Origin of the sequence: Niabella beijingensis (assembly GCF_020034665.1) — a bacterium.
In the GTDB taxonomy this organism is placed as follows: domain Bacteria; phylum Bacteroidota; class Bacteroidia; order Chitinophagales; family Chitinophagaceae; genus Niabella; species Niabella beijingensis.
This window is the reverse complement of sequence record NZ_JAIQDI010000002.1, coordinates 1,326,500-1,338,852: the sequence shown is the minus strand read 5'-3', so window position 1 is coordinate 1,338,852 and position 12,353 is coordinate 1,326,500. Positions and strand designations below refer to the sequence as shown.

Here is a 12,353-nt window from a genome sequence, read left to right as displayed (position 1 = left end):
ATTTAAAATTCTTTGAGCCATTAGAGGTAAATCGAAGGCGAAGTGAGTTAACTGAAGGAAACATATTATTGAATGTTTGTATACAACTATATAATATTCATGCTTCGTAAATTAAAATTACTTCTGAACACAACTAAATATCTGAAGGCAGTACAACTGCAATATCAGATCTTGTATCGTTTGAAGAAAGCAGCTCCTCTAAACACCTACAACAGTCGATACAGGATTGACCAACTGGTCATCCCTTTCTTCTCCTTACCTCCCTTCCAGCCTCAAATGGTTAATGAAACAGGAACCAATTTTTGCTTTCTGAATATAATCGAACAATTTGATACCGAGATTGATTGGGCATTGCAGAAACATGGGGCCCTATGGAATTACAACCTGCAATATGCTAACTATTTACTACAGGAGAACCTCTCTATTAAAACAAAAAAGGCCCTTTGGAATTCACTTCATGAATGGCTCTATTCAGGCAGACTGCCATTAGAGCCGTACCCAGCATCACTCCGCATTATAAACGCAATTCGTTTCCTTTCTGCAAACGGTGACAAAGACGAGAAGATGCTTTCCGATATCCACGCTGAACTGGACTTTCTTAGTAAGCGGCTTGAGTTTCATTTATTAGCCAATCACTTGTTAGAGAATTATTTTGCACTCCTTATGGGAGGAACATTATTTTCAGAAAAAACTTGGATAATCAAAGCCGAAAAAGGATTGCAAAAACAATTGGCGGAACAAGTGCTCGTAGATGGGGGACATTTTGAGTTAAGTCCAATGTATCATCAGATCATTTTATTCCGCGTATTAGAACTTTCTGACTGGTATTCCAATTGGGAAGGTCGAAAGCCTGACTTTGGCTCTTTTGTAAAAAATATTGCAGAGAAAATGCTGGCGTGGCTGAAGCAAATGTCTTTTCAAAATGGTGATATACCACATTTTAACGATAGCACCATTGGTATTGCCCAATCAACCTCTTGGCTTATTGAATATGGAAAATTATTAAATATTCAACCGCCAAACCAATGGAAATTAAAAGACTCAGGATATCGCGCATTTAATCATGATAATTATGAATGTCGTGTAGATGTGGCACCTATCGGCGCCTCCTATCAACCAGGCCATGCACATTCCGATGCCCTTTCATTCATTTTATATAAAAATGGAGAGCCTTTCTTTGTGGAACAAGGCACTTCGACCTACCAAATCGGTGAACGAAGAAATCATGAAAGAAGTACACAAAGCCATAATACTGTAGTAATAAATAATAACAACCAATCGCAGGTTTGGGGAGGGTTCAGAGTCGCTGAAAGAGCAAAGATTCAAATTGAATCAGAAACAAATTATAGTATAACAGCCTCCCACAATGGCTATCAAAGATGGGGAATTATCCACTATCGTCATTTTGAGTTTTATCCTGATAAAATTATTATTAAAGATAAAGTCACTGGCCCTGCGGAATCAGCTGTCGCCTACTTTCATTTGCATCCTTCCATTTCACTTCAAGCCGTAACTTTACAAAGCATCCTAGAGTTTCAACATGTTGATAATATTGTTTACGAAACATATAAGATGGCAGAAGGATATAATCACTATAAAGAAGGAACAAGATTAAAAGTGCATTTCAAAAGCCAGTTGACGACAGTTATTCATATTAAAAATATATGACAAAGAAAAAGATACTCTATCTAACTTTTTATTTTGAACCGGATCTTTGTGCAGGCTCCTTCCGCAATAGCCCCTTGATAAAAGAGCTCGCAAGACAGGCGAAAAACGAGGCATCTATTGAAGTATTTACAACGCTCCCTAACCGATATAGCTCCTTCCAGTCAGAAGCGCCTCATTTTGAAGAATTTGAGAATTATCAGGTACACCGGATTTCAATTCCAAAGCATAAAAGCGGAATGCAGGATCAAATCAACTCCTTTAAAACATATTTTAATGCGGTGAAAAGACAAACCCGTGGTAAAAAATACGATTTGGTGGTGGCATCTTCGTCTCGGTTGTTTACAGCTTATCTGGGCTATTCCATTGCAAAGAAAAAACATATCCCGCTCTATCTGGACATTCGGGATATTTTTACCGACACTATGGAAGATGTTCTAAAAAAATCAATACTAAAACCAGGTATATTATTGACTCTTAGGCTCATAGAGCAAAAAGTGTTTAGCTATGCGGCCCACATCAATTTGATATCAGAAGGATTTGCACCCTATTTTAAAAAATTTAAAAAGCCTAATTACTCCTTCTATCCTAATGGTATTGATCAAGAGTTCTTAAACATTCCTCCAAGTGTTCCATCTGAAAATCCTGTTAAAAGAATTGTATATGCCGGTAACATTGGAGAAGGTCAGGGATTACATAAAATCATACCTCAAGCAGCAAAAAAATTGGGGAATACATATCAGTTTTTAATTGTTGGTGATGGAGGAGCAAAAGATAAGTTCATAGGTGAAATGGAAAGATTAAAAATAAATAATGTAAAAATTATTCCCCCTCAAAACCGAAGCGATTTGTTAAGTATCTATAACAAAGCAGACTTCTTGTTTATCCATTTGAATGACTATGATGCATTTAAAAAGGTACTTCCTTCCAAAATTTTCGAACTAGGCGCATATGACAAGCCCATTATCGCAGGAGTTGCCGGCCACGCGTATGATTTTATTGAAAAAAACATTTCCAATAAAATACTTTTCCCCCCAGGCGATTCGGAAGCGATGGTAGACCAATTAAATCTTTATATATATAAACTGGAAGAGAGAATTTCCTTCAAAGAAAAATTTCAGAGAGAAGCCATAAATAAAGAGATGTCTAAATCTATATTGGGGTATTTATGAAAACAGTATTAATCACCGGAGCTTCCGGCTTTGTGGGTCAAAATTTAATAGCCTTTCTTCAGGAAGAAGGAAATGAAATATTTCCATTATCACTCCGAACTAATGATTGGCAGCAAAACCTCCCCGATCAATACGATGCTATTATTCACTTAGCAGGCAAAGCGCACGATACTTCCAACACAACAGACGAGCGTACATATGTTGCCGTAAACCGGGACCTTACCATTAAATTATTCCTCCAATTTTTGCAATCCGGTTGTCGTGATTTCTATTATTTCAGCTCAGTAAAAGCTGTTGCTGACACAGTGGACGAGATTTTAACAGAAGAAGTAGCTGCACATCCAAAGACACCCTATGGAAAATCAAAACAGGAGGCAGAAAAATATTTATTGTCACAAACGTTACCTCCCGGAAAACGACTTTTTATAATCCGCCCCTGCATGATTCACGGCCCCGGCAACAAAGGCAATCTCAACCTTCTCTATAAACTTGCAAAAAAAGGGTTGCCCTGGCCGCTGGCGGCGTTTGAAAACAAAAGATCATTTTTGAGTATTGACAACCTGTGTTATTTGATGGCACAAATGCTCAATAACCCTGAAGTCCGGTCAGGGATCTATAATTTCGCAGATGATATACCTTTGTCAACAAATGAACTGATCACATTAATTGCTAAGCTGGAAGGGAAGCGACCCCGGCTTTGGGCAATTTCCTCTGGCTTTGTAAGCCGTCTAGCCAAAATTGGCGATACACTTAGGTTTTTACCGTTGAACTCGGAGCGTTTAAAAAAACTGACAGAAAGCTACATCGTGTCTAATCAGAAAATAAAAAAAGAACTAAACATAGAGCAGCTTCCGACTACATCGGAGGAAGGTCTCAAAAAAACAATCCAAAGTTTTCAAAACATTTAAATATGCCTCTACACTTCAACATCGAGCAATTTATCGGAGCACATATCACCTACCGCTCTCAAAGCCTTTTCCTCCCCGATATGGAAGCGCATGCGAAAAGACTACAAGACGAAATAAAAGATAAAAAGGTCCTGATCATCGGCGGTGCCGGAACCATAGGGTCTTCATTTATCCGGGCACTCGTGCGTTATAACCCAGGGAAATTGATCGTAGTGGATATTAACGAGAACGGCCTTACCGAACTGGTGCGTGACTGCCGGAGCCGCACGGATCTGAAGTTACCGAGCGACTTCAAAACATATCCGGTAAATTTCAGCGATAATGCTTTCAGAAAGATCTTTGAACACGAAGGGCCTTTTGATATCGTTGCCAATTTTGCAGCGCACAAACATGTACGCTCCGAGAAAGACATCTTCTCCATTGAAGCGATGATCGATAACAACGTAACCCGGGCGAAAGAGCTGCTGGAATTATTATCCAAGCAGCCACCCAAACATTTTTTCTGTGTTTCAACTGATAAAGCAGCAAATCCCGTGAATGTAATGGGTGCCAGCAAAAAACTGATGGAAGAAGTCATTCTGGCGTATTCGGAACAAATGAAGATCACAACTGCCCGGTTTGCCAATGTGGCTTTTTCAAATGGGAGTCTTCTTGCCGGGTTTATCGAGCGGGTATTAAAACAACAGCCGCTCTCCTGCCCTTCCGACGTAAAGCGTTTTTTTGTTTCCCCTGACGAATCAGGGCAGATCTGCTTATGCGCCTGCATCCTTGGGCAATCGGGAGAAATCTTTTTTCCCAAACTGGAGGAATCCAGTATGGTGAATTTCTCCGATGTTGTAAAACCCTTTCTGAAGGAAATGGGATTTGATGCAAAAAGCTGTGCTTCAGAAGAAGAAGCCAGAGAAGCGACAAAAGACATCAAAAAGGGAATTTATCCTGTTTATTTTTTCTCCAGCAACACCAGCGGAGAAAAATTGTACGAGGAATTTTACACGGATGAAGAAGAGCTAGACTTAAAAACTTTCGGATCCTTTGGCATTGTCAAAAATGCAAAAAGAAGGAAAATAGATGAACTTGATAAAGTCATTCAAACACTAAAACAGGTGTTTGAAGATACAAAAGCTGAAAAGAAAGACATTATAGCAGCATTGAATTCGATGATACCAGGGTTTGAACATATTGAAACAGGTATAAATCTCGATCAAAAAATGTAACTTTTTAAGCCGGAGCTGGTATTATTCGGAGTGAAAACTTTATTTTTAGATCCTAATCCCTAAATAATGTACCCTTTTTTCAAGCGTCTTTTTGATCTCCTTGTGTCACTGATAGTGTTCCTCATTATATTGCCTTTCATGATCCCGATTGTGATCATTCTGCTGCTGACAGGGGAACACTATGTTTTTTACCTGCAAAAACGGATCGGCTACAAGAATCGCTATTTTAATATTATAAAGTTTGCGACAATGCTGAAAAACAGTCCGAATATGGGTACCGGTCTCATCACTGTACGCAATGATCCCCGGTTGCTTCCTATCGGAGGCTTTTTAAGAATGACAAAAATCAATGAACTTCCACAGATATTAAATGTGCTGAAAGGAGACATGAGCATTGTGGGCCCGCGCCCGCTTGTCGATAAAACATTTAATGCTTATCCTGAAGATATCAGGAAGCATGTATATGATTCTGTTCCGGGAATCACTGGGATCGGATCGATCATTTTCAGGGATGAAGAACAACTACTCACTAATACCAAAATGGACCGGGTTGAATATTACAATAGAGTAATTGCGCCGTATAAAGGGGAACTGGAGATGTGGTACAACAAACATAAAAGTCTCCGGGTTGATTTCTGGATCATTTTCCTCACAGCCTGGTCAATCATCAGTCCGAATACGAAACTTCCACATAAAGTATTCAAAAATCTTCCGGAAAGAACTTTTGCGGATATTCAGTAAACAAGCAGCGCTGCCATTCCCTATCTTTGCCCCGTTCACCACTTCACTGTGATTTTATGAAGGCAGGTCTATTTTACACATTGTTGCTATGTTGGGGGATTATTGCTTACAATCCGGTTTTTGCGCAGAGCGCCCGCTATAAAGCGCACCTGAACGTAGCCCGCCAGCATGGTGTGCCATTGCTGAAAAGCAGCGCCCAGGTAAAAAATTATGTAAGCAAAAAAAAACTGACCCGGGTCAGCTCCGGAAAAGGCTACCGGGTTCAAAAACTCAATTACAGCAGCCCCTACCTCACCCCAAGGGCCAAGACCGTCCTTAACCAGATCGCACGTTCTTTTAATGCACAGACCAGGAGCAGTTTTACGATCACCTCACTGACAAGAACACTGCATTCGCAAAGCCGGCTGCGACGGGTGAACGGGAATGCCACCTCGGGAGTCAGCTCTCATAATTACGGTAGTTCCTTTGATATTTCCTATATCCGCTTCAACGGCCGCAAAGGGCCTAATAAGCGGCTGGAACGGGCGCTGCACACCATACTGGCCAATTACCAGGCACGCGGAAAGATCCTGTTTATAAAGGAATATTATGTGAGCTGCTTTCACGTTACAGTCCGGTAACACCTTCCGGTGTGAAATTCAGCATCCACCGGATGCCAAACCGGTCGGTCAGCGAGGCATAATAACTTCCGGATGCCGTCGGAATCACCCGCTGGGTAGCCGTTCCGCCTTTACCCAGCCGTTGATAGACCTGCATTAATTCATTCAGACTTCTGCATTCGAGCATTAATGCAACATTATTTCCCTGGTATAGTCCTTCTTCCGGCACCAGGTCGGTTGCTATGATCTCTGCATGCGGAGAACGCAGCGAAGCCTGCAGGATATATGTTTCCAGCGCTTTGGGTAAGAGCTCGGCCCCCACCGATTCACCCAATGTCTGAAAATGCAGTTCTCCTCCCAGGCATTTTTTATAAAAAATCATTGCCTCCCGGCAATTTCCGTTAAATGTTAAATATGATTTTATCCGGATCACAGGCGATTCTTTCAACTACAAAATTGATCAAATTGAGGTAGTAAAACTGGTGGCATATACGCCATTAAAAGGGGTTGTTCGCGACAGATACATTAGTTATCTTTATAAAAATTTTCGAGATGAACCGAAGCATAATAATTTTCCCTGTCCCGGAGAATAATTAGTTGCAAAGTTCCGTCAGACCATAAAAAATAAAAAATCGACTGATGAAAAGGATCTGTATTTATGTCCCTATCAATGGTGTTATAGAAGCCGTAACACCTGCCGCAAGGATTTTTCAGACAGCCAATGAATTCCTGATCGCCAATGGTTACCCCGCGAAGTTCCAGGTAGAGCTGGTGGGATTGAAAAAAACGATCCCCCTTTCCAACGGATTATATGCCGTCACTACAGACCGCTTACTGAAGGATGTGACGGAAGCCGACCTCCTGATCATTCCCGCGCTGATTCACGGCGATATGAGCAAGGCCGTTGCTTCCAATGAACCGGCATTGCCGCTTATAACAGCCATTCATGCCCGGGGAACAGAAGTAGCATCACTTTGCCTGGGCGCCTTCCTGCTGGCAGCTACCGGTATACTGGATAACAAAAAATGCTCCACCCACTGGGCCTATTACCACGAGTTCATGCAGCTCTATCCGCAGGTGGAAATAACCGATGGGACGGTGATCACCGACGAAGCCGGAGTTTATTCCAGCGGTGGCGCCAACTCTATATGGAATCTCCTGCTCTACCTGGTGGAAAAATACACCAACCGGGAAACAGCCATCCTTCTTGCCAAATATTTTGCCATTGATATTGACCGGAACAGCCAGAATGCCTTTTCGATCTTTAAGGGGCAAAAAGATCATAATGATGAAGGCATCATAAAGGCACAGGAATTTATCGAAAAGAACATTGCTGAACGCATCAGCATCGATCAGCTGGCCGCATTGATCGCTGTAAGCCGGAGAAGCTTTGAACGCCGCTTCAAACAGGCAACCAACAATACGGTGCTGGAATACATCCAACGGGTGCGTATTGAAGCCGCCAAACGGAAGTTTGAATCCAAACGCCTGAACATAAACGAGGTGATGTATGATGTAGGCTATACGGATACCAAGGCTTTCAGGGATGTGTTTAAAAAAGTGACCGGACTCACCCCAATTGAATACCGGAATAAATATTACAAAGCCAATCTTGAAATGCCCTCCGCCAGCTATGCCTTTTCGGCGTAGCGGTTATTATTTTAGTGCCTCACGGACCTTTGGTGCTATTTTAGTTCCGTAGATCTCAATGGATTTCATAATATCTTTATGCATGGGCGCCCCGGTATCCATATGTGTGGCAAAGCGGGTCAGTCCGAATAGCTCCTGCAGGTATAAGATCTTATCAATAGCTTCATTGGCATCGCCGATCACCAGTGCCCCATTCTTCGTTTTTCCAAAATCAAACTGGTTCCTTCTGTAAGGCGGCCATCCCCTGCTGCGCCCCACCCGGTCCATCTGGGCGGCATACAACGGGTAATACATCTCGCTTAAAGCAGCGCTGTCTTCCCCGTAAAAACCATGCACATGTATGCCCACCTGGTACTGATCCGCAGGATGACCATATTGTTGATAGGTTTTTTTATACAATTCAAAAAAAGGCTGGAACTGCGCGGGGGATCCGCCAATGATCGCGATCATCAGTGGCAATCCAAGCCGGCCTGCACGATCCACCGATGAAGGGGTGCCCCCCACAGCTACCCAGACAGGCAGGTGATTGTTGGTGGCTCTCGGCAATACCATTTGCTCCTGTAATGGTGCCCGGTGTTTTCCCTTCCAGGTGACCACCGCATTTTTATTGATCTTTAGCAACAATTCCAGCTTTTCTTCAAATAACGCGTCATAATCCCGGAGATCGTAACCGAATAACGGGAATGATTCGATAAAGCTGCCCCTGCCGGCCATCAGCTCTGCCCGGCCATCAGAAAGGAGGTCCACCATCGCAAAATTCTGGTACAGCTTCACCGGATCCGATGAGCTGATAACGGATACCGCACTTCCCAGCTTTATTCTTTTGGTAACCGTTGCTGCCGCTGCCAATACGATCTCAGGAGTGGGGACCGCATAATCCGGCCGGTGGTGCTCACCGATACCAAAATAATCCAGCCCCACTTCATCCATTAATTTTATTTCTTCTATGATCTCTTTCAGTCGCTCACCCGGTGCCTGAACCGTATTGGTTGCCGGGTCGAAGTGAAGATCTCCAAACATGCTGATACCTAGTTCCATATCTTTGAGTTTTGACTACAAATTTAGCACGCTTCCGGCGGGCAGCGCTTAACCTAGATTAATGAAAAAACAGCTCACTGGCCGAAATGGCCGGCCCTTCCCTATTCCGCGGTGACGGATGAGAAGATGAAAGGCGCCCCGGACGTTTCAGCGCCTTTAACATCAACATCTTAAAATACGGAATTAATTCCGGCAACACCGTGACAGTTTGGAATACATCCGGTAACACCGTATTTTGCAATGAATTATTATCCACTACTGAAAATCGCATAAAAACAATCATATTGATCTTTCTTCCCCAAAAGACCAGTGCCTTTATCACCTTCCTGTTCCTGCTACCGGGTATCGCGGCAACGCAAACTCCTGACAGCATCAGCCGGCAGGGAGATCAGGCTATCAGAAAGCATATTTTTTATCCCAAACGCGTTACCGGCCGTTCTTATATTCTGCCTGCAGCCCTTATAAGTTATGGCACTGTTGCCACCATTGTAAAGGTTAATAAAAAAGAAGCGTTCACTGTTTCACCAGGCAGCGCGGGCAAAGAAACCAGTCCCTTCCTGGTACCCGAGAATTATACGGCACTCGCCCCTGCTGCCGCAGTATTGGGGTTGCAGGCATTCGGCGTAAAGGGAGCACATAAGCCCGGGGAACAGGCATTACTTTATGCGTTATCGGCCGGTCTGTCTTCTGCAATCGTCTATCCGCTGAAAAACAACACCCGGGTATTGCGCCCGGATAAAAGTAATGATCACTCCTTCCCCTCCGGACATAGTTCCCTGGCCTTTGCATCCGCGGAATTTTTGCGGCGGGAATATGGTCAGCGCTCCGTCTGGTATACGGTTGCCGGTTACACTGCCGCAACGGCTACAGCTGTATTACGCGTGGCAAAAGACAAGCATTGGCTGGCAGATGTAAGCACCGGCGCGGGCATCGGCATTGCATCGACCACTACGGTATACTGGATCTATGATAAAATAATCAATAAGCGCCGGTCTGAAAATAGCGCCACACTGCTTTTTGCTCCGGCAGTTTCGAACGGTTACTATGGTGTATACGTGGTGAAACGGCTTTGAAAAGACTTTAAAATCAGCCACCAAAAGCGTAGCTTTATACTAAAGTCCCTATATGAACGATTCTGTATTTACAGGTTCCAGAGACAACGGCAATGGAAATGAAAAAATCCCCTGCAGGCGGCTGCGTCCCGCATTGTTTGAATACATTAAACTGGAGCGCCCGGATCTGAAACGTTCCGACAGCATCTCACAAAACGAGCTGAACGAATACAAACTGCACTATATTTCCAAATACCTGTTGCGCGATATTCACCAGCTTTCTGAACTGGAAGACAATGTTATTTCATCGATGACGAACCAGACGGTCATCTCGGATATGATCGATGAAGACGACAGCAATAAACCGAGTCTCGGGCAGCGTCTTGCGGACCGCGTATCGGGTTTCGGCGGCAGCTGGCCCTTTATTATTTCTTTTGTCCTTTTCCTGCTGATATGGATCTTTATCAATATCTACTGGATGCACAACAAGGGGTTCGATCCCTACCCGTTTATCCTGCTGAACCTGCTGCTGTCCTGCCTTGCAGCCCTCCAGGCGCCGATCATTATGATGAGTCAGAACCGGCAGGAGGAGAAAGATCGTGTCCGCTCAAAAATGGATTATATGGTCAACCTGAAATCCGAACTGGAAGTGCGCATCCTGCACGAAAAACTGGACCAGCTGCTCAGCAACCAGGAAGAATATATGACCCGGCTGCTGGATCTGGAGCACAAATTATCCGGTGACGGTAAGGATCAATGATCATTGCTGTACTCACTCTCCGGCACCGGCAGGTTTTTCAATGTGGAGCTTCTGAGGGAGATCGTTGAAGAAGCGGAATATAAACCGATACCGTTCCCGAAATATGTGTAATCGATCAGCGACAGTTTTACAATACCATCAACGGCAAGCTCAATATAATTGCCGTAACGGATCAACCGAAAATGGAATTCTTTTTCTTCTTTCACATGAAAGATATTATCCTGGAGTACGTTGTAAATAAAATTTGCCCGGGTATTGGCCGCATTAAAACCCCAGCTTTGAAGATGCACCACACTGTTGATCACATCAAAACTATAGTAATAGCCCGATCCTTCCTCATCAATATCCGATACCAGTCCCAGCTTTCCCATGCCTTCCACTGCCAGTATCCCTTCCCAGATGAAACTGGGCGCTGATTTTTGTATCACAAAAACCTCATATCCGCTGCGGGATCCGCAGGTCCATCGGTCATCGCTCTGTTCAAAAACGGCCGTGGGATTTTTAAACAACGGAATAATGGTTCCCATATCATTCTGAATGATGGTATGGATCACCATCTGGTCCCAGCGATAATAGCTCTTCAGTACCAGCCTTCCCCGGTCATCTGTTTCCAGCTGTTTGGGCGGCGGAAAAATACGTAATGCATTGACATTTCCGTTTGCATAAAAAAAGTTATAGATCAGCAAATAATCCCCGTCCTTCTGGATCCGGGCTGCATAGTTACCCTGCGGAAGTAATACATTGTTATGAAAACAATGGTATTCCCCCATGAACTCCGGGGCAAACCAGTACCGCACTTTTATATCCTCTCGGATCGAACCCAACAGGTAGTGCGTTCCGTTGAATTCAAATACGCAGGGGCATTCCACATCATCGTACATCCGGGGGAAATGCAACGGCTGATGAAAGATCAGTTCCTTATCCATCAGCTGTACCAGACCTACACAGCCCCTTCGCGAAACCGGTCCTGTGGCAGACCGTGTACAAACCAGAAAGAAGGTCTTTCCTTCGTAATCATACCGGAACGGATCCCTGAAGCTCATCCAGAGACGCGGATTGTTCTCATAGGTTTCATAATACGGTGCACGTGGTCCGAAAGGAAATACTTCATCATTCACTTTCTCCCAATCGAAAAGATTATCCGACACCGCCAGCCCGATCTTTGACACCACGCCCCTGTCTTTACGCTGTAATCCCGTATAATACATCTCGAACCGGTTATTGACCTCATATACCTGCATGGTCCAGAGCATGTCATCATCCCAGTCACCGGGATCGCCTACAAACAGTGCATTCTTTACCCGCCGCCATGTAATACCATCTTTCGAAACTGCATGGGCAATATAGTCGTGATTGGGAATGATCAGGTGAAAAAGATGATATACTTCCTTATGCAGGATCATCGTAACATCGCCTATTTCCCATTCGCTGAATCCCGAGCCTGAATATAAATTATCGGTTAACCGCTCCATTTTTAAAAAATTAGTTATATTTCGTCCGTTTTTAAGTCCAATTGCCGCAACAGAACGGCCGGGAGTTAATCAGCAGGCACAT

Annotated in this window: 12 protein-coding genes; 9 read left to right on the top strand and 3 right to left on the bottom strand. The window is 43.8% G+C overall.

Annotated features, from left to right (window positions below; all coding sequences use genetic code 11):
- Nucleotides 1-99 precede the first annotated feature (99 nt).
- The 6 genes from K7B07_RS21570 (at nucleotide 100) to K7B07_RS21545 (ending at nucleotide 6,320) form a co-directional block, all read left to right on the top strand.
- Complete coding sequence (locus tag K7B07_RS21570) at nucleotides 100-1,668, top strand: alginate lyase family protein (RefSeq protein ID WP_223712616.1); 1,569 nt, start codon at nucleotides 100-102, stop codon at nucleotides 1,666-1,668.
- The gene (locus K7B07_RS21565) at nucleotides 1,665-2,837 is read left to right on the top strand and encodes a glycosyltransferase family 4 protein (RefSeq protein WP_223712615.1); all 1,173 of its coding nucleotides are present in this window, start codon (nucleotides 1,665-1,667) and stop codon (nucleotides 2,835-2,837) included. Before K7B07_RS21570 ends, K7B07_RS21565 begins: the two co-directional genes overlap by 4 nt.
- Nucleotides 2,834-3,745, top strand: a complete 912-nt coding sequence (locus K7B07_RS21560) for an NAD-dependent epimerase/dehydratase family protein (RefSeq protein WP_223712614.1) — start codon at nucleotides 2,834-2,836, stop codon at nucleotides 3,743-3,745. Before K7B07_RS21565 ends, K7B07_RS21560 begins: the two co-directional genes overlap by 4 nt.
- A 2-nt stretch (nucleotides 3,746-3,747) precedes the next feature.
- Complete coding sequence (locus K7B07_RS21555) at nucleotides 3,748-4,959, top strand: polysaccharide biosynthesis protein (protein ID WP_223712613.1); 1,212 nt, start codon at nucleotides 3,748-3,750, stop codon at nucleotides 4,957-4,959.
- A gap of 66 nt (nucleotides 4,960-5,025) precedes the next feature.
- Nucleotides 5,026-5,700, top strand: coding sequence for a sugar transferase (locus K7B07_RS21550; RefSeq protein ID WP_223712612.1), 675 nt, complete (start codon nucleotides 5,026-5,028; stop codon nucleotides 5,698-5,700).
- 56 nt (nucleotides 5,701-5,756) lie between these two features.
- Nucleotides 5,757-6,320, top strand: coding sequence for a DUF5715 family protein (locus K7B07_RS21545; RefSeq protein ID WP_223712611.1), 564 nt, complete (start codon nucleotides 5,757-5,759; stop codon nucleotides 6,318-6,320).
- Here the strand turns inward: K7B07_RS21545 and K7B07_RS21540 are convergent.
- Nucleotides 6,307-6,732, bottom strand: a complete 426-nt coding sequence (locus tag K7B07_RS21540) for a VOC family protein (RefSeq protein ID WP_223712610.1) — start codon at nucleotides 6,730-6,732, stop codon at nucleotides 6,307-6,309. The genes K7B07_RS21545 and K7B07_RS21540 overlap by 14 nt on opposite strands.
- Before the next feature lie 206 nt (nucleotides 6,733-6,938).
- Here K7B07_RS21540 and K7B07_RS21535 point away from each other — a divergent pair, with 206 nt between their 5' ends.
- Nucleotides 6,939-7,949 carry a GlxA family transcriptional regulator gene (locus tag K7B07_RS21535; RefSeq protein ID WP_223712609.1) on the top strand — a complete coding sequence of 337 codons (1,011 nt, stop codon included), beginning with the start codon at nucleotides 6,939-6,941 and terminating at the stop codon, nucleotides 7,947-7,949.
- 6 nt (nucleotides 7,950-7,955) lie between these two features.
- Here K7B07_RS21535 and K7B07_RS21530 read toward each other — a convergent pair whose 3' ends face one another.
- A complete protein-coding gene (locus K7B07_RS21530) occupies nucleotides 7,956-8,987 on the bottom strand; it encodes an Atu2307/SP_0267 family LLM class monooxygenase (RefSeq protein WP_223712608.1) in 1,032 nt (343 codons plus the stop codon).
- A gap of 284 nt (nucleotides 8,988-9,271) precedes the next feature.
- Here K7B07_RS21530 and K7B07_RS21525 point away from each other — a divergent pair, with 284 nt between their 5' ends.
- Both K7B07_RS21525 and K7B07_RS21520 read left to right on the top strand, forming a co-directional pair.
- Complete coding sequence (locus tag K7B07_RS21525; RefSeq protein ID WP_223712607.1) at nucleotides 9,272-10,060, top strand: phosphatase PAP2 family protein; 789 nt, start codon at nucleotides 9,272-9,274, stop codon at nucleotides 10,058-10,060.
- A gap of 52 nt (nucleotides 10,061-10,112) precedes the next feature.
- A complete protein-coding gene (locus K7B07_RS21520) occupies nucleotides 10,113-10,799 on the top strand; it encodes a DUF1003 domain-containing protein (RefSeq protein WP_223712606.1) in 687 nt (228 codons plus the stop codon).
- On the opposite strand, the gene K7B07_RS21515 is transcribed toward K7B07_RS21520, so the two are convergent.
- Nucleotides 10,793-12,271 (bottom strand): glycoside hydrolase family protein, encoded by a 1,479-nt coding sequence (locus tag K7B07_RS21515; protein ID WP_223712605.1) that lies wholly within the window; start codon nucleotides 12,269-12,271, stop codon nucleotides 10,793-10,795. The genes K7B07_RS21520 and K7B07_RS21515 overlap by 7 nt on opposite strands.
- Nucleotides 12,272-12,353 lie beyond the last annotated feature (82 nt).